Source organism: Oceanicola sp. 502str15, assembly GCF_024105635.1.
Taxonomy (GTDB): domain Bacteria; phylum Pseudomonadota; class Alphaproteobacteria; order Rhodobacterales; family Rhodobacteraceae; genus Vannielia.
The window spans coordinates 4023932-4043135 of sequence record NZ_WYDQ01000001.1 but is presented as its reverse complement, the minus strand read 5'-3'; the positions used below and the strand labels follow the sequence as shown (position 1 = coordinate 4043135).

Genomic DNA, 19204 nt, shown 5'->3' with positions numbered 1-19204 from the left:
CCATGGACAAGCTCACATCAGCCGCCCGCGCCTTTGCTGCCAAGAACATGGGCCATGCGATCGTGTTCTTCGCATGGCTGGTGACGGCGGTGCGGGGCATCTGGGAGGGCTGCGAGCCGGTGCCGGTGCAGCGCGTCTATTTCGCCAACCACACCTCGAACGGGGATTTCGTGCTGATCTGGGCCGCCCTGCCCTCGCGCCTGCGCCGCAGCACCCGCGCGGTGGCCGCCGCCGACTACTGGCTGAAGAACGGGTGGCGGGCCTTCATCGGGCGCGACGTGTTCAACACCGTGTTGATCTATCGCGGCGAAGAGGGGCGCGATGTGGACCCTATGGAGCGCATCCTGGAGGCGGTGGATGGCGGCGACAGCCTGATCATCTTTCCCGAGGGCAAGCGGAACATGGACCTCGAAGTGCCGCTGCTGCCGCTGAAATCGGGGATCTTCAACATCTCGCGCCAGCGCCCCGAGGTGGAGATGGTGCCGGTGTGGATCGAGAACCTGAACCGGGTGCTCCCCAAGGGCAAGCTGGTGCCGGTGCCGCTGCTCTGCACCGTCACCTTCGGGCGGCCGATGCAGGTGCTGGAGGGCGAGAGCCGCGAGGATTTTCTGGCGCGGGCGCAGGCGGCGATGCTGGCCTTGCGGCCCCTGCCCGGGCCACAGGAGACCTCGGGGCAGGCCCCTGATGGCTCTACCGGCGAGGCGGCTCCATGAGCGGGGCGGCGGTGGACCTGATCAAGCTGCTGTTCGGCACGCTGGGGGTGCTGGTGCTGGCCACGCTGGTGGGCCGGGTGCTGCGCGAGACCATTGCGCCCGACCGCTCGAACTCGGGCGTCGAGAACCTGAACGCGCGGATCGACGCGTGGTGGGGTATGGCGGCGCTGCTGGGGCTTGCCTTTCTGGCCGGGAAGACCGGGGTGATCGTGCTCTTTGCTCTCGTGTCCTTTGCCGCGCTGCGCGAGGTGCTGACCCTGACCACCAAGCGCGAGGCCGACCACTGGGCGCTGTTCGCCGCGTTTTTCGTGGTGCTGCCGGTGCAGTTCTGGCTGGTCTGGGACGAGTGGTATGGCTTCTATTCGATCTTCGTGCCGGTCTATGCCTTCCTGCTGCTGCCGGTGGTGGCGGTGCTGCATGGCGACACCCGCGATGTGTTCATCCGGATTGCCGAGACCCAATGGGCCCTGATGATCTGCGTCTACTGCGTGAGCCATGTGCCGGCCCTGCTGACGCTCCGGATCGAGGGCTACGAGGGGCGGGAAGTGCTGCTGATCGCCTGGCTGGTGATCGTGGTGCAGATGTCGGACGTGCTGCAATACACCTGGGGCAAGCTGGTTGGCCGGAGCAAGGTGGCGCCGACAGTCTCGCCCTCGAAGACATGGGAGGGGCTGGTGGGCGGTGTGGCGAGCGCCTCGCTGATCGGCATGGCGCTTTACTGGATCACGCCGTTCACGCCATGGCAGGCGCTGGGGATGTCGCTGGCGGTGACCTGCATGGGGTTCTTTGGCGGGCTGGTCCTTTCGGCGGTGAAACGCGACCGGGGGGTGAAGGACTGGGGCCACCTGATTGCCGGGCATGGCGGGTTCATCGACCGGATGGATTCGGTGGTGTTTGCGGCACCGATCTTCTTTCATCTCGTGCGCTACTTCTGGTCGGCGGTCTGATGGCGCTGGCGGACTCGTCGCTGGCCCATGCGGGCGCCGGGGCGGCGCTGATGGGCGGCTGGGCGTTTTATGCCAACAGCGGCCATCCGATGCCCGCGCCGCTGCTGGCCGCGCTGGTGCAGGGCGCGATGACGGCGGCGATCACCTACGGGCTGAAGCGGGTGCAGGAGGCGCTGGTGCCGCGCCTGCCCGGCGTGGCCGGGCTGGTGATGCCGCCGCTGGTCTGCTGCGCCATCTCCTTCGGGTTGCTGTTTGCGATCCATTCGCTGGCGGGCACGCCGGAGGTGCTGGCCACGCTGGCGGTGCCGACCACGGTGGCGACGCTTTATGCCTGCCTCTACACATGGCGGCTGTGGTCGCGTGGCTGAGCGCCGCCCGATTGCCGCCCGCTCGACGGGCTGGGCGCAGGCGGCGGCGCGGTGGCTGGCCGGCTCGCGGGTTACGCCGAACCAGATTTCGGCCTCCTCGATGGGCTTTGCGGCGCTGGCTTTCGGCTGCCTTTGGCTGACGCGGGGTGCGGGGCCGTCGTTCGACGCCGCGCTGCTCTGCGCCGCTGCCCTGTTCTGCCAGTTGCGGTTGGTGGCGAACCTGCTCGACGGGATGGTGGCGCTGGAGGGCGGCAAAGGCGGGCCGACGGGGCCGTTCTGGAACGAGGCGCCGGACCGGGTGGCGGATGTGATGATTCTGGCCGGGTTGGGGCTGGCGGTGGGGATGCCCTGGCTGGGCTGCCTGGCGGGGGCGCTGGCGGTGGGCACGGCCTATCTGCGCGAGCTGGGCCGGGCCGAGGGGCTGGCGGCCGATTTCTGCGGGCCGATGGCCAAGCCGCAGCGGATGGCGGCGGTGACGGCGGGCTGCGTGGGCGGCGCGGTGGAGGCGCTGGCCTGGGGCACGGGCTGGGCGCTGCTCGCGGCGCTGGGGCTCGTGGCGCTCGGGACCGGGGTTACCGCGCTTCGGCGCGCGCTGCGGCTCATTCGGGCCTTGTCTCTGCCCGGCCGAGGCGGCACATAGCGGCACATGCCAGACCTTTATGCCTATACCGACGGAGCCTGCTCCGGAAATCCCGGCCCCGGTGGCTGGGGCGTGCTGCTGCAGGCCAAGGAGGGCGCGGCGGTGGTGAAGGAGCGCGAGCTGAAGGGCGGCGAGGCGGCGACCACCAACAACCGGATGGAGCTGATGGCGGCGATCTCGGCGCTCGAGTCGCTGAACCGGGAGACCGAGATCACGGTTGTGACCGACTCGGCCTATGTGAAGAACGGCGTGACCGGTTGGATCCATGGCTGGAAGCGGAACGGGTGGAAGACGGCCTCGAAGAAGCCGGTGAAGAACGTGGAGCTCTGGCAGCGGCTGGATGAGGCCAACGCGCGGCACCGGGTGACGTGGAAATGGGTCAAGGGCCATGCGGGCCACCCCGAGAACGAGCGGGCCGACGAGCTTGCGCGGGCCGGGATGGCGCCGTTCAAATAGGCGGGCCTGGCCGACCGCCGGGGTTTGCCCTGTTTCTGCCCCTGTCGTTGGGGGGCCAGCCCCCCAAACCCCCCGGAGATATTTGCACCAAGATGAAGATCAGGCGTTAGGGCGGCGTTAACCTTAACGCGCCATTCTGGCCCTGCGGTACAGGCTGGAGAGCCGATGACCGCCCAAGGTGAAGCCCCGCCCGTCTTTCGCTGGATGGCGCACGGGCGGGGTGGACCTTTGCGATGGATTTTTCGGGTTGGTCCGGCGCGGGCCGGCTACTTCTTTTTGGCGACGACGTAGAGCGCGGCGGCAGCGCCGGCGATGACGGCAAGGATGAGGGCGAGTTTCACCAGGCCGAGGAGCAGCGGCAGCAAAAGCAGCCCGATGTAGCAGAGCAGCACGACGCCGGCCCCCATGGCGGCGGCGACCTCGTCATCGAAGCGGCGGTCGGCGGCACGGTTCAGGGCGAATCCGGCGGCGGCACCGGCGATGAGGAGGAGCACATGGAACATCAGGTGCCGAGACTGCCCGGAAGCGTGAGACCGCGCAAGAGTTCTGCCGCCTCCATCGGGCGTTTGCCGGGGCGCTGGGCCTGGGTGATTTCGACCGCACCGCTGCCGCAGGCGAGGGTGAGGCCGGAGAGAACCTCGCCCGGGGCGCCCTCGCCCGGGGCAAGGCGGGAGCGCAGGAGCTTGAGGCGCTCGCCGGCCACCTCTGTCCATGCGCCGGGAAAGGGGGAGAGGCCGCGGATGTGGCGATCGACCTCGGCGCCGGGGCGGGTCCAGTCGGTGGCGGCTTCGGCCTTGTCGATCTTGTCGGCATAGGTGACGCCCGCGTCGGGCTGGGGCATGGGCGGGAGCGCGCCGGCACGGTCGGCGGCGGCGACGATCAGCCGGGCGCCGAGGGCGGAGAGACGCTCGTGCAGGTCACCGGTGGTTTCCTCGGGGCCGATGGGGGTGCTTTCGCGCAGCAGGACGGGGCCGGTATCGAGGCCGGCCTCCATCTGCATGATGCAGACCCCGGTTTCGGCATCGCCGGCCATCACGGCACGGTGGATCGGCGCGGCACCGCGCCAGCGGGGCAGCAGGGAGGCGTGGATGTTCATGCATCCGAAGCGGGGCGCATCGAGCACCGGCTGCGGAAGGATGAGGCCGTAGGCGACCACCACGGCGAGGTCGGCCCCGAGCGCGGCGAAGGCCTGCTGCGCCTCGTCATCCTTGAGGCGGGCGGGGTGGCGGACGGGAAGGCCGAGGGCCTCGGCGCGGGCCTGCACCGGGGAGGGGCGCTCCTTTTTGCCGCGCCCGGCGGGCCGGGGCGGCTGGGTGTAGACGCAGAGGATCTCGTGGCCGGCGTCGTGGAGCGCATCGAGCGCGGGCACTGAAAACTCGGGGGTTCCCATGAAGATGAGGCGCATTGGCGGGGCTCCTTTTGGGGGAGGCTTTAGCATCTGGAAGGGGTGGGGTGTAGGGGGTGGCGTCTTGCGGCTGCGGGCGGCGCAGGTGCCGGGGTGGTGGGTTTCACCCACCCTACGGGGCGTCAGCGCCTGGTGGCCTTCTTCAGCAGCATCTGGCGCTTGGTGCGGCTGAGGTTGTCGAAGAACATGCGGCCGTTCAGATGGTCGATCTGGTGCTGGACGGAGGTGGCCCAGAGGTCTTCGAACTTCTTCTCGACCCGCGCGCCGCTTTCGTCGGTATAGGCCACGGCCACGCGGGCGGGGCGCGACAGCCTGGCGGAGGCGCCGGGGAGGTTGGGGCTGGCCTCCTCCCAGGAAAACAGCTCTTCGGAGGCCATGGTGATCTCGGGGTCGGCGAGGCGCACGACCTGCCCGCGGGCCTTGGAGCAATCGACCACGGCGAGGCGGAGCATGACGCCGAGCTGGGGCGCGGCGAGGCCGTAGCCGGGCATGGCCTCCATCACCTCGACCATCTCGTCCCAGATGGCGCGGATCTCGTCGGTGATCTCGCCCACCGGCGCGGCGGCGGTTTGCAGGCGCCTGTCGGGCCAGGGGATGAGGGGGCGGGCGCTCATGCCGGGAAGGGCTCGGGCTGGTCGTCGATGATGAGCCTGCCGTCGAGATGGTCGGCCTCGTGCTGTGCGATGGCGGCCTCGGCGCCGGACAGCTCGATGCTGCGGGCGGTGCCGGTTTCGTCGGTGTAGTCGAGACGGACGCGGGCCGGGCGGGTCATGCGCACCGGGCGGTCGGGGATGGAGAGGCAGCCCTCTTCCATGGTGGCCAGGTCGTCGCCGAGCGGCGTGATCACCGGGTCGAGGCAGATGCGGGGGCTCGGGGTGCCCTGTTTCCAGCCGGCGTCCATGACGAAGATGCGGCGCATCACGCCGACCTGCGGGCCGGCGAGCCCGCGACCGGGCGCGGCATACATGGTGTCGAGCATGTCGGCGGCCAGCGCGGCCATGTCCTCGCCCGCGACCGGCGCGCAGACCTGCTTGAGCCGCGCATCGGGCCAGAGCACGACGGGCAGCACGCTCATGGGCGGGGTTCAGGCACGGGCCTGCTCGCGCTTCAGTTTCTGCATCTTGCGGGTGATCATCTGGCGCTTCATCGGGCCGAGGTAATCAATGAAGAGCTTGCCGTTGAGGTGGTCTATCTCGTGCTGGACGCAGGTGGCCCAGAGGCCGGAGAACTGCTCTTCCTGCGCGGTGCCGTCGAGGCCCTGCCAGCGCACCTTCACCTCGGCGGGGCGGGTGACATCGGCGTATTGGTCGGGGATCGAGAGGCAGCCTTCCTCGTAGACGTTCTTCTCCTCCGACGACCAGACGACCTGGGGGTTGATCAGCACCATCGGGCGGGGTTCGGCCTCTTCGTCCTTGACGCAATCCATCACCAGAATGCGCTGCATCTCGGCGATCTGGGGTGCGGCCAGCCCGATGCCGGGGGCCTCGTACATGGTTTCGAGCATGTCGTCGGCCAGCCGGTGCAGCTCCTTGTCGAAGTCTGTCACCGGGTCGGCGGGCTTTTTGAGCCGCGGGTCGGGATGGATGAGAATGTCACGCAATGCCATGGGAGGGGATTTAGGACAGGCGGGGGCGCTGTGCAACATGGGTTGCGCCCGGAAGACGCTGCGCTAGTTTCGGGCGCAAGCAAGGAGCCTTCCCATGAATTTCGACGAGATCATCGACCGGCGCGGCACCCACTCGGCCAAGTGGGACATGATGGAAAAGATTTACGGCGTGCCCGCCGACGGCGGGTTGCCGATGTGGGTGGCCGACATGGACTTTCGCCCGCCCGCCTGCGTGCAGGGCGCGCTGGAAGAGATGATCGGCCACGGGCTCTACGGCTATTACGGCGACGACTCGGGCTACAAGGCGGCCATCCGCTGGTGGCTGGCCGAGCGCCATGGCTGGACGGTGGAGGACGGCTGGATCTTCACCACCCACGGGTTGGTGAACGGCACCGCGGTCTGCGTCGATGCCTTCAGCGACCCCGGCGACGGGGTGGTGCTGATGACGCCGGTCTACCATGCCTTTGCGCGGGTCATCGAGGCGGCCGGGCGCAGGGTGGTGGAGTGCCCGCTGGCGCTGCGGGAGGGCCGCTACGAGATGGATTTCGACGCCTGGGACGCGCAGATGGAGGGCAGCGGCGCGAAGATGCTGGTGCTCTGCTCGCCGCACAATCCGGGCGGGCGGGTCTGGACCCGGGCCGAGCTCGAGGGCGTGGCCGCCTTTGCCAGGCGCCATGACCTGGTGCTGGTGTCGGACGAGATCCACCACGACCTGCTGATGCCCGGCCAGAAACATGTGCCGATGGCGCTGATCGAGGGCGTGGAAGACCGGCTGGTGATGATGAGCTCGACCACCAAGACCTTCAACATCGCGGGTGCCCATACCGGCAATGTCATCATCCCGGACGAGGCGCTGCGGGCGCGGTTTGCCAAGAAGATGGCGGCGCTGGGGCTGTCGCCCAACTCCTTCGGGCTGTTCATGGCCGAGGCCGCCTATTCGCCCGAGGGCGCGGAGTGGGTGGATGCGCTCTGTGCCTATCTCGACGGAAACCGGAAGGTGTTTGACGCCGGGATCGCGGAGATCCCGGGGCTGGCCTCGATGCCGCTGGAGGCGACCTACCTGAGCTGGGTGGATTTCGACGGCACCGGGATGGCGCCGGCCGAGTTTGCCGCGCGGGTGGAGAAGGATGCGAAGATCGCGGTGAACCACGGGCCGACCTTCGGCAAGGGCGGCGAGAGCTTTTTGCGGTTCAACATTGCCACGCCGCGGGCGCGGGTGGCCGAGGCGGTGGAGCGGTTGCAGGCGGCGTTTGGCGACCTGCAATAGAACGGCGGGCCGGGCGGCAGGAGAGACCCTGCCCCTGGCCTAGCTGCTGGGAAGGTAGCCCACCGGTGCATCGCTGCGGCGCTCGAAGTCGAGCGGGGCGGAATCGCTGGCGGCGGTGGAACGTTTGAACTCGAAGATCCGCTCGCCCGCCTCTTCGCGGCTGTTCACGATGAGGCACTGGTAGAGGTGGCGCTCGCCCTCGAAGAGGTCGACCAACCCGCGCAGGTTGGGCGCGGGATCGGCTGCGAGGGCAAAGCCCTTGGTCCAGAACCGCAGCACCTGGTAGGTGTCGTCGCCATCGCGAACTTTCAGACGGCTCTTGCGGCGCTCCGCCTCGCGGCGTGCGGCCTCCAGACCCTCTCGGACCGATTGTGGCAGGAAATCAGACATTTGGCAGCTCCACTCTTGGCGCATGAGCATTGTGACCGAATCGGGTGACGTCAAGGTTAACGTTTTGGCGGCGACCAACGACTTTAGTTTGAAACTCATCGGCAACGCTGGCGGTTCCACCGCAGGAATGCACAGAATACCCTCTTGTCGCGCAAGTTTCGCAAGGAGCGCACAGAGGCTATATCCGTGGCAGCACAGGAATGGAGAACAGCATGGGCCGTCTGGTTGAAGGCGTCTGGAAAGACGAATGGTATGACACCAAGGAGAGCGGCGGAAAGTTCGTGCGCTCGACCTCCGGGTTTCGCAACTGGGTGACGGCGGATGGCTCTGCCGGGCCCTCGGGCGAAGGCGGGTTTGCCGCCGAGAGCGGGCGCTACCATCTCTACGTGTCGCTGGCCTGCCCATGGGCGCATCGTACGCTGATCTTCCGGGCGCTGAAGGGGCTGGAGGCGCATATCGCCGTGTCGGTCGTGCACCCGGACATGCTGGAAAACGGCTGGGAGTTCCGCTCGGATTTTGCCGGGGCCACCGGCGACGGGCTCCTTGGCAAGGACTACATGTGGCAGGTCTATACCCATGTGGACCCGAAGATGAGCGGGCGGGTGACGGTGCCGGTGCTCTATGACACCCAGCGCGATACAATCGTGAGCAACGAGAGCGCCGAGATCATCCGCATGTTCAATTCGGCCTTCGACGGGATCACCGGCAATACCGATGATTACTGGCCCGAGGCGCTGCGCGGCGAGATCGAAGAGGTGAACGAGCGGGTCTACGACACGGTGAACAACGGGGTTTACAAGGCCGGGTTTGCCACCACGCAGGAGGCCTATGACGCCGCGATCCATCCGCTGTTTGAGAGCCTCGACTGGCTGGACGCGCGGCTGGCGAAGCAGCGCTACCTCGTGGGCGGGCAGATCACCGAGGCGGATTGGCGGCTGTTCACCACGCTGGTGCGCTTCGACGAGGTTTACCACACGCATTTCAAGTGCAACCGCAACTTCCTGCGCGAGATGCCCAACCTCTGGGGCTATGCCCGCGAGCTCTACCAGCAACCCGGCGTGGCCGCGACGGTGGTGCCCGCGCATTACATCCGCCACTACCACTACAGCCACGACACGGTGAACCCGCATCGGATCATCCCGATCAACCCGGTGCTGGACTGGACCGCCCCGCATGGGCGCGAGGCGCTGAAGGCGGCGTGAGCGGTGCGGCGTGGGTAGGGCGGGACTTGTCCCGCCGCCCACCCTGGCGACTCAGGAGCCGCGGGGGTAGTTGCGCAGGTATTGGGTCATCTGCCAGCGGATGAGCCAGTTGGCGTCGATCACCCGGTAGTCGACCCCGAGGCGCTGGGCGACGGTGCGCACCTGGAACTCGTAGCGGTCTTCGCGCCGGTCGGTGTCGATCATCACCACCATGGGCTGCTTTCCGGTGAGGGAGGCGGCGAAGACGGCCTGGTGCAGGCTGTCGATGGAGCTGCGCTTGTCGAGCCCGAGCTCGATGACGGTGTCGTCGGTTTCGCAGTCGACGCGGATGTAGTTGAGGTCGTAGCCGACGTTGTAGGCATGGGAGACTTCCGTCTCCCCGCCCGCCACGAGGGCGCAATAGATTGCTGCGAATGCCAGTTCGTTCATCTGTCCCTCGTGGGGGAAAGATAGGGTCGTGCGGAGGTGATGTTAACCTTTCGTTAACAATTTGTGGCGCCGCGTTGCCGCGCCGCCGCGCGGCGGGACAAGTCCCGCCCTACAGGCTGTCTTCGACGTGGAAGCCTTCGGGGATGGTGTCGTGCCCGTCGAGGACGAGGTCGGCCATGACCTGCGCCACGCCGGGGGCCATGCCGAAGCCGATCTTGAAGCCGCCGTTGGCGATGAAATGCCCGTCGCGGCCCGGCCATGGCCCGAGGATCGGCGCGCGGCTGCGCGCGCGGGGGCGCAGGCCTGCCCAGCGGGCGAGCACGGGGGCCTCGGCCAGCGCGGGCACGAGGGCGCGGGCCTTGTCGATCAGCGCGTCGAGCTGGGAGTCTGTTTCCAGCCCGTCGAACTCCCGCTCGGTGCTGGAGCCGATGGCGGTGGTGCCATCGGCGTGGGGGATGATGTGGAGGCCCTCGGCGAAGAGCTGCGGGGCGGACGGGCCGGCATCGAAGCCCAGAAGCGCGGCCTGCCCCTTGATCCCCTGCCCCGCGACGCGCGGTCTGCCCTGCGAGAGCGCCTCGAGCCCGGACGCGCCGGTGGCCCAGATCACCGGGCCCTGCTCCGCCGCCTCGCCGATGACAATCTCGCCGCCCAGCGCTGTAAACGCAGCGGCCAGCGCCGCGCAGGCGCGGGCCGGGTGGAGCCGGGCCGAGAGGGTGTCGGCCACATAGAGGCCGGTGGGGGAGGCGGGGGCGAAGGCGGGAGGCGTGCTGACCACGCGCCATTCGGCGCGGCCTTGCCAGAGCTGTGCGGCACCGGCCTCGCGGGCGCGGGCCAGATCCTCGCCGCCGGGAGCCACGGGCTGCACCCGGCCGGTGCGGCCATAGCCGGGATCGACCCCGCCCGCCGCCTGCACCTGCGCCCAGAAGCGCTCGGCCGCGAGCAGGCTTTCGAGCTGGAAGGCCTTCTTGGGGTTCCAGTTTTCGGGCACGTGGGGCGCAAGCGCGCCGACCACCCCGCCCGAGCTGCCTGCCCCGACGGCGCGGCTTTCGATCAGCCGCACCGAAGCGCCGCGCCGGGCGCATTCCCAGGCCACCGAGAGGCCGAAAACTCCGGCTCCGCGCACTGTGATCTCTGCCATGGACATCCCCCGGCCCCGCCGCCATTCTCCGCCCGAACTCATAGGCCATCCCCCGATGCACCACCATCCCGCCCAGCTCGCATGGCGCGACAATGGCACCCCCGTCTCCACCCGCTTCGACGATCCCTATTTCTCGCTGGAGAACGGGCTGGCCGAGACCCGGCACACCTTTCTGGCGGGCAACGGGCTGCCCGGGCGGCTGTGCGAGGGCTTTCATGTGGGCGAGCTGGGGTTTGGCACCGGGCTGAACCTGCTGGCATTCTGGCAGGCGGCGCGGGAGGCGGGGGTGGCGGTGCGCTACACTGGGTTTGAAGGTTTTCCGATGAGCGCGGCAGAGGCGGCGCGGGCGCTGGAGCCCTTCGCCCCGGCCTTCCCCGAGCTGGCGGAGGCGCTGGTGGCGGGCTGGCCCGAGGCGGGCGGCAGGTTTTCCGCGCCGGGGCTGGAGGCGGAGGTGATCGCCGGGGATGCGCGCACCACCCTGCCCGACTGGACGGGCCGCGCCGATGCGTGGTTTCTCGATGGATTCTCCCCGGCCAAGAACCCCGAGCTCTGGGAGCCGGAGCTGATGGCCGAGGTCGCCCGCCACACCGCGCCGGGGGGCACATTTGCCACCTACACCGCCGCCGGCCACGTGCGCCGGGCCCTGGAGGCGGCGGGCTTTGACGTTGCCCGCGCGCCCGGGTATGGCCGCAAGCGCCACATGAGCCGTGGCACCCTTTCGACAGGCCCCCACAGATGACGCGCAGCCCGCAGACCAACGGCATCCTTCTGATGATCGCCACCACCTTTGTCTTTGCGGTGCAGGACGGGCTTTCGCGCCACCTGTCCGAGATCTACCCGGTGATGATGGTGGTGATGATCCGCTACTGGTTCTTCGCGGCCTTCGTCATTGCAATTGCCGCCCGTGCCAAGGGCGGGCTGAAGGCGGCGGCCCGCTCGAACCGGCCATTCCTGCAGATTTTCCGGGGCGTGTTGCTGGCCGCCGAGATCTGCGTGGCGGTGCAGAGCTTTGTCTGGCTCGGGCTGGTGGAGGCTCATGCGATCTTTGCCTGCTACCCGCTGATCATCGCCGCCCTCTCCGGCCCGGTGCTGGGCGAAAGGGTGGGCTGGCGGCGGTGGACGGCGGTGGGCGTGGGGTTTTGCGGCATTCTCGTGATCCTGCGGCCCGGCTTTGGCGTATTCACGCCCGCCTCGCTGATGGCGCTGGCCAGCGCGCTGATGTTCGCGCTCTACGGGCTGCTGACGCGCTACGCCTCACGCTATGACACCACGGCGACGAGTTTCTTTTACACCGGCACCACCGGAGCGGTGGTGATGACCGCCGTCGCGCTCTGGCAGTGGACCCCGATGACCGGGACCGAATGGCTCTGGATGAGCTGCCTTTGCCTGACCGGCGTCTCCGGGCACTGGCTGCTGATCAAGACCTACGAGGTGGCGGAGGCCAGCGCGGTGCAGCCCTTTGCCTATTTCCAGCTGGTCTTTGCCTCGATCATCGGCGTGGCGCTGTGGAACGACATCCTGCCGCCCACGACGATCCTCGGGGCGGCCATCGTGGTCTCGGCCGGGGTGTTCACGCTCTGGCGCGAACGCAAAGCCTGAGCGCGGGCGGGCGAACGGGGCTTTTCCCCGCGGCAAGCGCCGCCTACCATGGGGAAAATTTGATCCCGATGGATTTGACCACATGCGCTTTGCCCTCCGCCTCCTGCTGCTTGCCCTCACGCTCACCCTCGCCCTGCCCGCCACCACGGCGCGCGCGCAGGACACCACAGAGGCCCAGCCCACCGGCACCATCGGCGTGGAGGAGAGCCGCGAGCAGGATGCCGCGATTGCCCAGCGCATCCGCACCATCCTGAGCGAGCTGGAGGGCTACGAGGATGTGACCGTCGCGGTGAAATCCGGCATCGTCACCCTGCGCGGAACCACGCTGGACGCCGCCAAGGCCCGTCAGCTCAACGACCTCGTGGCCCGGGTCGACGGGGTGGTTGCGATCGAGAACGAGGTGGTGGAAAGCACCGATGTCGTCGAGCGGCTGAACCCGGCGGTGAAGCGCTTTCAGGACCGCGTGACCCAGATGATCGCCTGGGCCCCGCTGCTCATCATCGCGCTCTGCGCCTTTCTGGCGGTGGCCTTCGTCGGGGTGCTGCTGGCGCGGCTGAAGCAGCCCTGGGAACGGCTCGCCCCCAATGCCTTCATTGCCGACATCTACCGGATGCTGATCCGCCTCGCCTTCGTGGTGGCGGGCGTCGTGGTGGCGCTGGACATCCTGAATGCCACCGCCCTGCTCGGCACCATTCTGGGGGCGGCCGGTATCATCGGTCTGGCCATCGGTTTTGCGGTGAAGGACACGGTGGAAAACTTCATCGCCTCGATCATGCTCTCGATCCGCCAGCCGTTCCGCCCCAACGACGCGATCGAGATCAACGGCGACGAGGGCAAGGTCATTCGCCTGACCTCGCGGGCAACGATCATCCTGAGCTGGGACGGCAACCACATCCGCATCCCGAACTCGACCGTGTTCAAGAGCCGGATCGTGAACTTCTCGCGCAACCGGGAGCGGCGGTTCCTGTTCGATATTGGCTTCGAGGGGCCGGTCGACATGGAGGCCGCCCGTGCCATCGCGCAGGACACGGTGCAGGCCCTGCCCTTTACGCTGGAGACCCCAGCAGCAAGTGTCTGGATCGACAGCATCAGCGACGCCGGGATCATCCTGAAGGTGGCGGGCTGGATCGACCAGACAGAGACCTCGCTGCTCTTGGCCAAGGGCGAGGCGCTGCGGCAGGTGAAGGCGGCGCTGGAGGCGGCGGGCCTGTCGATCCCCGACACGACCTACCGGCTGCGGCTTGATCCGCCCTTCGGCGCCCTGCCCGCCCCGGCGCTGCCCGCCCAGGACACGCCCGAAGAGCCCGTGGCACCGACCGCGCCCGAGACCGTCACCCCGGCCCCGACCCCGATCACCGAAACCGCCGATGTGGGCGCGACCGAGGAAAAGGAGCTGGAAGCCATGGTCGAAGCCGAACGCGCCGAAGAGGGCCACGAGGACGATCTTCTCGACGACACAACCAAGGTCGAATAGGGGAAGGGGGAATAAGGCGCATTTTCCTCACGCAGGGGGCTTGCAAGGCTCACCGAGGTTGAGTAGGAAGCCCCTCGCCGTTGGGGTGTAGCCAAGTGGTAAGGCAGCAGTTTTTGGTACTGTGTATCGTAGGTTCGAATCCTACCACCCCAGCCAGGCACTTTCCGGAAATCGTACGGTACGCGTTTGGCGCCACTATGTGGCGCGAGTTCAAAGGCTTGCGCTTGCGCGGCTCTTCCTGAGACCGGAAGACAGGGCCGAATGGACGCCAATTCTGGCCCCGGTCTCAGATCGGCATTTCCATGGTAGCAGGTAGGATTTTTGGGGAGTCAGAGCGCCGCGATGATGGTGCGCTGCTCGACCCAATCGGACGGAAGGATGTTCCGCTTGCACCAGTCGGAGGTGAAGCCAGCCGGCTGATCTCCATCCATGACCATGCGAATGATATCCGGCGCGAGTAACGCCAGGCCGATCATCTGCTGGATGCGGCGCTTGGAGGTGTCGCTGGACTTCGCGATGTCGCCGAAGGTCTCGCCGGCGCGCACTCGTTCGAACCAGGACAGGGCCCGCGCGATGTTCCGGATGAGTGTGTCGTCGGTCTCCGGCGGAGCATCGGCCAGGATGATGCGTGTCTCTACGCCCCGCTTGCGCAGTCGGAACGGAAAAGCGCGGGTGATCGGCTCGGGCTGAACGTCACCTCCCAAAACTCCGAGTTGGGTCGCGATGGCCGAGGTGTCCAGCACGAGGTGCAAGGTGCCCGGCGCGATCTCGACACGTTGCGCCAGTTCAAGCAAAGCAGCGGTGTCGCCATCAGCCTTCAGCGCATCGAGCCGTGGCGCGATCTTCCCGATGGCGTCTGCCGTCGGATTGGCCGTTATCTCGCTGGGCAAGCTCGGTTCTGTGAGTATCGTCCGAACCAGGCCTGCAACCCTGCGCTCCAACTCCTCGGCCGGCAGGCGCCAGGCGTCGGGATGCTGCTCGGCCCGGCCCGCGACCAGCCGGTTGGAGATGTAGTAGCGCAGGCGGGTGCCGGACCGGGTCTTTGTGTGCGAGGGCGTGAGCCGATCCCCTGTCTCATCAAAGATTTTGCCGCAGAGCAGGCTCGTGCGCGCCGCCCTGCCCTGCCCGCGTCGGCGCGCGGCTCCGTGTTGCAGCGAGACCTGGATCTGGTCCCAACGCTCCGGATCGATGATAGCCGGATGGGCGCCGGCGTAGACCTGTCTACGGTGCCGGATCCGGCCAGCATAAAGCGGGTTGGTCAGGATGTGATGGATGTGGCCGCGGTCGAAGGGGCGTCCGCCAGTGATCGTGCCCTCTGGCTTGCGTCTGAGGCGGCTCCGAAGCCCCAGACCGGACGCCGTGTCGCGGACCGCCACGATCGTGCCATGCTCATCGTAGAGATCGTAGAGATGCCGGATAGTGTTCGCTTCGCCCTCGTCGATCGTCAGCGTCCGTCCGTCGGCCTGGTAGCCCATCGGAACCTGTCCGCCCATCCAGAGACCCTTGCGCTTGGAGGCGGCGATCTTGTCCCGGATGCGCTCGGCCGTCACCTCGCGTTCGAACTGGGCGAAGCTGAGCAGCATGTTCAGCGTCAGCCGCCCCATGCTGGTGGCGGTGTTGAAGGACTGGGTCACCGAGACAAAGGAGGCGCCGGCCGCGTCGAGTGTATCGACGATCTTCGCGAAGTCGGCGAGCGAGCGGGTCAGCCGGTCGATCTTGTAGACGACGATCTGGTCGATCCGGCCCTGCCGCATGTCCTCCAGAAGCTGCTGCAGCGCCGGGCGTTCGAGGCTTCCGCCCGACAGGCCACCATCATCATAGTGATCCGGCAGCGCAACCCAGCCCTCGTGCTTCTGGCTGGCGATATAGGCCGCGCAGGCTTCCCGCTGGGCATGCAGCGAGTTGAATTCCTGCTCCAGCCCGTCCTCCGAACTCTTGCGGGTGTAAATAGCGCAGCGGATCTTCTTCACGGCTTCGCCCCGCCCCTACCTTTCAATCCGAAGAACCGCGGCCCTGACCAGGCCGTGCCGGTGATGTGCTTCGCCACAGCAGAGAGCGAGGGCCAAGTCCTTCCGTCAAGCCTGTAGCCGCCTTCCACCACCTCCACCTGGTAGGTCCGCCCGTTCCATTCCCGCACGAGATGGGCGCCCGCGCGGACCCGCTTACCGACCGCTTTCGAAACGCTCTGTCCTTCGGCGATACGGCGCAGGTCTCGCCGAAGGTTCTCCGGCAACCTGCCGTGTTGCCGGCACTGTTCCTCATGCGCGATGGCCCGGAGCATGAAGTCGACCGACAGGTAGGCAGGTGGAGGAGACCCGAAGGTCTCCTCCCAAACCGCGATGTTGGCTTGCCGATCCGGGTCCGCCTTTCCCATTTGCCACCTCCGGCTCGGCGGTGATGCGGTAGCGCGGCGGCTTGCCCTCTGGGCGTTCGATGCCGATCTCGTAGCCAGCCTTCCGCAGCCCCGAAAGGGCCGCCCGGGTCGTGTGCGGCTGCCACTCCAGCCGCTTGCTGAGGGCAAAAATATCGGCGCCCGCCTTCGCCTTCAGCAATCGGATCAGCTGCGCCTTTTTGGTCGTGTGAGATTTGGTCTTTCGGTTTTCCGAGTTGGATGCCTTGTCAGCCTGGGTCATCTGGCTCTCCTGTGCTCAAGGCAGGAGCACCTTGCCCCTGCTACCAGGAAGAGCCCGGAGGGCCGGGCGGAGGGCCGAACGACAGGTGTGTCGCGACTCTCAGACGCAATACCGCTCTACGTGCCGCTGAAGTCCAGTTTCAAGGCAGGTTCCGCAAGTCAGGGTGGGCCGCAGTCTGCAGAACAACGCATGTCCAGTTTGCCGGGTGACCTGAGACCCGCGTCTTCCTCTGGTTCGAGGGAGAGTCCGCGCCAAAGCTGCCGAGAATCCTCACTTAGGGTGGTCCAGCTTCATGGGTGAAGCCAATACCGCGGGTCACAGCACAACTTGCTAGAAGAACATCTGCATGCGTATGAGATAGGTGTACCAAGCTGTTCTGTATCGCGTGCGACGGAATCCAGTTCTGGACTTTGATACTACCTATCCGACGTGTTGCAACCCGGCCGCAATGCCGCTCATGGTCAACTTGAGCCGTGTCAGTAATTCGGCATCGTTCGGCGAAGTCCGCAGCCCAGTCAGCACCGCGATTTGCTGCGTGTTCAGGATGTCCAGAGCCTTGCGCCGTTCCGCGAACCCGGGATTGACCTTGGCAATCGAACGACCGGTGAGTGCATTGTAACCGTCGACGGACCGACGCCACTCTGCCTCGATCCGGTCGAACACGCGCCGCGACACTGCTCTGTCCTCGACCAGCCCGGCGTAGCCTCGGGCGATCTCCATATCTGCCTTGCTCATCGCCAGTCCAATGCTGTCCACGGTACTGCGGAACGCGGCATTGTCACGGTAGATTAGGCAGAGGTCGTCGAGTTGTTCGGCGGAACAACTCTCGACAGCCTGTCCGAACCCGTACCACCCAGGTAGCATGTGGCGGCTTTGGGCCCAGCCAAAGACCCATGGGATCGCGCGTAACCGGTCGACGCTCGTCAAGGCACCACGCGACGCCGGGCGCGAGCCGATGTTGAGCTGCGGCAGGTATTCGACGATCGTCGCGCCTCGGAAATAGTCGAACAAGCCCTCGGTCCCGTCAATCAGATCACGATAGGCCGAATACGCGGCCTCCGAGAAGTGGGACAGGCACTCGGTATCGGCCGGCCGCTCCCTGGACTGCGAGATCGTCTGGCCGAATGCGATGACCTCGGCGGACATTTCGGCCAGGTGGCGCGTCGCCTGATCGACGGTCCCGTAGCGTTTCGAGATGACCTCGCCCTGTTCGGTCACGCGAAAACGCAGCGACGAAGAGGCGGACGGCTGCGCCTTGATCGCGTCCCGAACGGTTCCGCTGCCGCGCCCGATGGAACCGCCCCGGCCGTGAAAGAAACGTACCCTTGCACCGGCGCTGTCGAAAACATCCACCAAGGCACGCTCGGCCTTGCTGATTTCCCAGCGAGAGGTTACGATTCCGCCGTCCTTGTTGCTGTCGGAATATCCTAGCATCACCAGATGGCACCCTTGGGCGTCTTGGCGCGCACGGTAGAATTTCGTCCCCAGAAGCGTGCGCATGATTCCGGGTGCCGCGCGAAGGTCGCCAATCGTCTCGAACAGGGGAACCGGCTGTACGCCGTCCTCTCCACCCAGACCGCAGAGATCCAGAAGCCAACACAGCTCCGTGACATTCGCCGCACTGCCCGTGTTCGATATGATTGCATAGCGGATGGCCCGCGCACCCAGCCGAGACCGGATCGCTGCCGCAGCACGCAGAATTGCGAGCTCGGACCTCGTTTCGTCGGACAATTCGAGCGCCTCAAACGACTTCGCACACGTCGCATTCGGACCGAGCGTCGAAAGGAACGCCATTTTCTCAGCGTCACTCCAGTCCTGGTAACTTTCTGCCAGCTCGACTGCGCGCAACAGCTCCGCGACGACGCGGCAATGTACGGATGAATTCTGCCGCAGGTCGATCGAAGACAGGTGAAAACCGAAACAGCCAGCCGTAACGCCCAGTTCCGACAAAGGGTCTATGAAGTGCCGCGACAGTCCGATCCCTTCTAGCGCGCCTTCGACCGTCTTTAGATCGCGGACGAAGGCATCGGCGGAGGCGTAGCTCTCATTCCGGAGTTTTTGGGATATGGCTGAAATGGCGGATCTCAGGGTTTCCTGGCTGTAGTGGAGCGGAGTTTCGTGAGGTTTCGCGGCAAGCTCCCGCAGGTCCATCGGCAGGTCGACGAGGCGGTCGTCGACGCTCAGCACCTCCTCGAAAGAGGCGAGCGCCGAAAGATAGTAGGCGCGAATGGCTTTCGATTGGGCGCTGGCCGCCCTATGAAGCGTGTCGGCACAGACATGCGGATGTCCGTCCCGGTCCCCTCCGATCCAGGTCCCAAAGGTCAACCGGCCACCGCTGCCCGGCTGTCGGGCGTCGAGGATGCGTCTGACGGATGTCAGCGCCGGTACGATGGAATGCATCAGCACCGCCACACCGTTGGTGATCTCATCCTCGATCCTCAATCCCTCTTGGCGGGCAGGACTGGTCAGCCACAGAATTTCGATCAATGCGTCGATCCTGTCGTCCCGCGCCGGACTGGCGACCTCAGCCAAGCAGTCGGCGAGCCCTGAAACGATACGCTGGATGCTACGGCGCGTGGACTCCGTGGGGTGGGCCGTCAGCACCAGTTCGACCGAGACTTGTTGTAAAACCTTATTCACATTTTCGCCTTGGTAGGACGCGAGGCGGTCTCGCAGCACGTCAAGGGGGTCACCTTGTTCCATACCGACCACCATCTGCGCCAGATTTCGGAACTGCATGGTCAGACCCAACATCCGGAGGACCTGTTGGCAATGGCGCTGACCGGCGACATCTGACTGCACCCTATTTTCGAGCGCGGTTCGACAGGCAGTGGCGACGACCGGCCCTTCGTGTTTGGCGATGATCCCCAGAAGGCGGCCCGTCAGCATGGTGACGACGCGTTCTGTGTTGTCGGAAACGGGTCTGTCCAACATTTG

At 66.7% G+C, this 19204-nt stretch carries 22 protein-coding genes and 1 tRNA gene; 11 read left to right on the top strand and 12 right to left on the bottom strand.

The window, feature by feature from the left end; translation table 11 throughout:
- The first annotated feature begins 2 nt into the window (after positions 1–2).
- From GTH22_RS19840 to rnhA, 5 genes are read left to right on the top strand one after another with little or no spacing between them, the layout of a single operon-like run.
- A complete protein-coding gene (locus GTH22_RS19840; protein ID WP_252947318.1) occupies positions 3–713 on the top strand; it encodes a 1-acyl-sn-glycerol-3-phosphate acyltransferase in 711 nt (236 codons plus the stop codon).
- Positions 710–1660, top strand: a complete 951-nt coding sequence (locus tag GTH22_RS19835; protein ID WP_252947317.1) for a phosphatidate cytidylyltransferase — start codon at positions 710–712, stop codon at positions 1658–1660. Before GTH22_RS19840 ends, GTH22_RS19835 begins: the two co-directional genes overlap by 4 nt.
- The gene (locus GTH22_RS19830) at positions 1660–2028 is read left to right on the top strand and encodes a hypothetical protein (RefSeq protein WP_252947316.1); all 369 of its coding nucleotides are present in this window, start codon (positions 1660–1662) and stop codon (positions 2026–2028) included. Before GTH22_RS19835 ends, GTH22_RS19830 begins: the two co-directional genes overlap by 1 nt.
- Entirely contained in the window at positions 2021–2668 is a 648-nt protein-coding gene (locus tag GTH22_RS19825) for a CDP-alcohol phosphatidyltransferase family protein (RefSeq protein WP_252947315.1), read from the top strand. Before GTH22_RS19830 ends, GTH22_RS19825 begins: the two co-directional genes overlap by 8 nt.
- Before the next feature lie 6 nt (positions 2669–2674).
- Entirely contained in the window at positions 2675–3124 is a 450-nt protein-coding gene (rnhA, locus tag GTH22_RS19820; protein ID WP_252947314.1) for a ribonuclease HI, read from the top strand.
- Between the two features lie 266 nt (positions 3125–3390).
- On the opposite strand, the gene GTH22_RS19815 is transcribed toward rnhA, so the two are convergent.
- From GTH22_RS19815 to def (GTH22_RS19795), 5 genes are all read right to left on the bottom strand, one after another.
- Complete coding sequence (locus GTH22_RS19815; protein WP_252947313.1) at positions 3391–3627, bottom strand: hypothetical protein; 237 nt, start codon at positions 3625–3627, stop codon at positions 3391–3393.
- A complete protein-coding gene (fmt, locus tag GTH22_RS19810) occupies positions 3627–4529 on the bottom strand; it encodes a methionyl-tRNA formyltransferase (RefSeq protein ID WP_252947312.1) in 903 nt (300 codons plus the stop codon). The genes GTH22_RS19815 and fmt overlap by 1 nt, the downstream gene beginning before the upstream one ends.
- Positions 4530–4651: 122 nt before the next feature.
- Positions 4652–5143, bottom strand: coding sequence for a peptide deformylase (gene def, locus GTH22_RS19805; RefSeq protein WP_252947311.1), 492 nt, complete (start codon positions 5141–5143; stop codon positions 4652–4654).
- Entirely contained in the window at positions 5140–5604 is a 465-nt protein-coding gene (locus tag GTH22_RS19800) for a peptide deformylase (protein ID WP_252947310.1), read from the bottom strand. Before GTH22_RS19800 ends, def (GTH22_RS19805) begins: the two co-directional genes overlap by 4 nt.
- A gap of 9 nt (positions 5605–5613) precedes the next feature.
- The gene (def, locus tag GTH22_RS19795) at positions 5614–6135 is read right to left on the bottom strand and encodes a peptide deformylase (RefSeq protein ID WP_252947309.1); all 522 of its coding nucleotides are present in this window, start codon (positions 6133–6135) and stop codon (positions 5614–5616) included.
- 94 nt (positions 6136–6229) lie between these two features.
- On the opposite strand from def (GTH22_RS19795), the gene GTH22_RS19790 reads away from it, so the two are divergent.
- The gene (locus GTH22_RS19790) at positions 6230–7402 is read left to right on the top strand and encodes a MalY/PatB family protein (protein ID WP_252947308.1); all 1173 of its coding nucleotides are present in this window, start codon (positions 6230–6232) and stop codon (positions 7400–7402) included.
- Between the two features lie 39 nt (positions 7403–7441).
- Here the strand turns inward: GTH22_RS19790 and GTH22_RS19785 are convergent, their stop codons facing one another.
- Entirely contained in the window at positions 7442–7792 is a 351-nt protein-coding gene (locus GTH22_RS19785; RefSeq protein WP_252947307.1) for a hypothetical protein, read from the bottom strand.
- 212 nt (positions 7793–8004) lie between these two features.
- Here GTH22_RS19785 and GTH22_RS19780 point away from each other — a divergent pair, with 212 nt between their 5' ends.
- A complete protein-coding gene (locus GTH22_RS19780; protein WP_252947306.1) occupies positions 8005–8994 on the top strand; it encodes a glutathione S-transferase family protein in 990 nt (329 codons plus the stop codon).
- Between the two features lie 51 nt (positions 8995–9045).
- Here the strand turns inward: GTH22_RS19780 and GTH22_RS19775 are convergent, their stop codons facing one another.
- On the bottom strand, positions 9046–9423 hold the full coding sequence (locus GTH22_RS19775; RefSeq protein ID WP_252947305.1) for a hypothetical protein: 378 nt from the start codon (positions 9421–9423) through the stop codon (positions 9046–9048).
- A gap of 109 nt (positions 9424–9532) precedes the next feature.
- Positions 9533–10567: an FAD-binding oxidoreductase gene (locus GTH22_RS19770; RefSeq protein ID WP_252947304.1), complete on the bottom strand. Its 1035-nt coding sequence runs from the start codon at positions 10565–10567 to the stop codon at positions 9533–9535.
- A 49-nt stretch (positions 10568–10616) separates the two neighbouring features.
- Here GTH22_RS19770 and mnmD point away from each other — a divergent pair, with 49 nt between their 5' ends.
- From mnmD to GTH22_RS19750, 4 genes are all read left to right on the top strand, one after another.
- On the top strand, positions 10617–11300 hold the full coding sequence (gene mnmD / locus GTH22_RS19765) for a tRNA (5-methylaminomethyl-2-thiouridine)(34)-methyltransferase MnmD (RefSeq protein ID WP_252947303.1): 684 nt from the start codon (positions 10617–10619) through the stop codon (positions 11298–11300).
- The gene (locus GTH22_RS19760) at positions 11297–12160 is read left to right on the top strand and encodes a DMT family transporter (protein WP_252947302.1); all 864 of its coding nucleotides are present in this window, start codon (positions 11297–11299) and stop codon (positions 12158–12160) included. The genes mnmD and GTH22_RS19760 overlap by 4 nt, the downstream gene beginning before the upstream one ends.
- Positions 12161–12242: 82 nt before the next feature.
- Positions 12243–13634 (top strand): mechanosensitive ion channel domain-containing protein, encoded by a 1392-nt coding sequence (locus tag GTH22_RS19755; RefSeq protein WP_252947300.1) that lies wholly within the window; start codon positions 12243–12245, stop codon positions 13632–13634.
- 81 nt (positions 13635–13715) lie between these two features.
- Positions 13716–13790: transfer RNA gene (locus GTH22_RS19750), tRNA-Gln, on the top strand.
- 173 nt (positions 13791–13963) lie between these two features.
- Here GTH22_RS19750 and GTH22_RS19745 read toward each other — a convergent pair.
- The 4 genes from GTH22_RS19745 to GTH22_RS19730 form a co-directional block, all read right to left on the bottom strand.
- Positions 13964–15604, bottom strand: coding sequence for a recombinase family protein (locus GTH22_RS19745; RefSeq protein ID WP_252947299.1), 1641 nt, complete (start codon positions 15602–15604; stop codon positions 13964–13966).
- Entirely contained in the window at positions 15601–15915 is a 315-nt protein-coding gene (locus GTH22_RS19740) for a DUF2924 domain-containing protein (RefSeq protein ID WP_252947298.1), read from the bottom strand. The genes GTH22_RS19745 and GTH22_RS19740 overlap by 4 nt, the downstream gene beginning before the upstream one ends.
- On the bottom strand, positions 15893–16267 hold the full coding sequence (locus GTH22_RS19735) for a DUF3489 domain-containing protein (RefSeq protein ID WP_252947297.1): 375 nt from the start codon (positions 16265–16267) through the stop codon (positions 15893–15895). The genes GTH22_RS19740 and GTH22_RS19735 overlap by 23 nt, the downstream gene beginning before the upstream one ends.
- 420 nt (positions 16268–16687) lie before the next feature.
- Positions 16688–19201 carry a phosphoenolpyruvate carboxylase gene (locus tag GTH22_RS19730; protein ID WP_252947296.1) on the bottom strand — a complete coding sequence of 838 codons (2514 nt, stop codon included), beginning with the start codon at positions 19199–19201 and terminating at the stop codon, positions 16688–16690.
- Positions 19202–19204: the final 3 nt, after the last annotated feature.

Excerpts from the sequence above, each read along its gene's own strand:
- GTH22_RS19830 (WP_252947316.1), top strand. The coding sequence starts at position 1,660 with ATGGCGCTGGCGGACTCGTCGCTGGCCCATGCGGGCGCCGGGGCGGCG.
- GTH22_RS19760 (WP_252947302.1), top strand. The coding sequence starts at position 11,297 with ATGACGCGCAGCCCGCAGACCAACGGCATCCTTCTGATGATCGCCACC.
- rnhA (WP_252947314.1), top strand. The coding sequence starts at position 2,675 with ATGCCAGACCTTTATGCCTATACCGACGGAGCCTGCTCCGGAAATCCC.
- fmt (WP_252947312.1), bottom strand. The coding sequence starts at position 4,529 with ATGCGCCTCATCTTCATGGGAACCCCCGAGTTTTCAGTGCCCGCGCTC.
- GTH22_RS19730 (WP_252947296.1), bottom strand. The coding sequence starts at position 19,201 with ATGTTGGACAGACCCGTTTCCGACAACACAGAACGCGTCGTCACCATG.
- GTH22_RS19780 (WP_252947306.1), top strand. The coding sequence starts at position 8,005 with ATGGGCCGTCTGGTTGAAGGCGTCTGGAAAGACGAATGGTATGACACC.
- GTH22_RS19835 (WP_252947317.1), top strand. The coding sequence starts at position 710 with ATGAGCGGGGCGGCGGTGGACCTGATCAAGCTGCTGTTCGGCACGCTG.
- GTH22_RS19815 (WP_252947313.1), bottom strand. The coding sequence starts at position 3,627 with ATGTTCCATGTGCTCCTCCTCATCGCCGGTGCCGCCGCCGGATTCGCC.
- GTH22_RS19735 (WP_252947297.1), bottom strand. The coding sequence starts at position 16,267 with ATGACCCAGGCTGACAAGGCATCCAACTCGGAAAACCGAAAGACCAAA.
- GTH22_RS19790 (WP_252947308.1), top strand. The coding sequence starts at position 6,230 with ATGAATTTCGACGAGATCATCGACCGGCGCGGCACCCACTCGGCCAAG.
- GTH22_RS19840 (WP_252947318.1), top strand. The coding sequence starts at position 3 with ATGGACAAGCTCACATCAGCCGCCCGCGCCTTTGCTGCCAAGAACATG.
- mnmD (WP_252947303.1), top strand. The coding sequence starts at position 10,617 with ATGCACCACCATCCCGCCCAGCTCGCATGGCGCGACAATGGCACCCCC.
- GTH22_RS19800 (WP_252947310.1), bottom strand. The coding sequence starts at position 5,604 with ATGAGCGTGCTGCCCGTCGTGCTCTGGCCCGATGCGCGGCTCAAGCAG.
- def (WP_252947309.1), bottom strand. The coding sequence starts at position 6,135 with ATGGCATTGCGTGACATTCTCATCCATCCCGACCCGCGGCTCAAAAAG.
- GTH22_RS19740 (WP_252947298.1), bottom strand. The coding sequence starts at position 15,915 with ATGCTCCGGGCCATCGCGCATGAGGAACAGTGCCGGCAACACGGCAGG.
- def (WP_252947311.1), bottom strand. The coding sequence starts at position 5,143 with ATGAGCGCCCGCCCCCTCATCCCCTGGCCCGACAGGCGCCTGCAAACC.
- GTH22_RS19770 (WP_252947304.1), bottom strand. The coding sequence starts at position 10,567 with ATGTCCATGGCAGAGATCACAGTGCGCGGAGCCGGAGTTTTCGGCCTC.
- GTH22_RS19775 (WP_252947305.1), bottom strand. The coding sequence starts at position 9,423 with ATGAACGAACTGGCATTCGCAGCAATCTATTGCGCCCTCGTGGCGGGC.
- GTH22_RS19755 (WP_252947300.1), top strand. The coding sequence starts at position 12,243 with ATGCGCTTTGCCCTCCGCCTCCTGCTGCTTGCCCTCACGCTCACCCTC.
- GTH22_RS19785 (WP_252947307.1), bottom strand. The coding sequence starts at position 7,792 with ATGTCTGATTTCCTGCCACAATCGGTCCGAGAGGGTCTGGAGGCCGCA.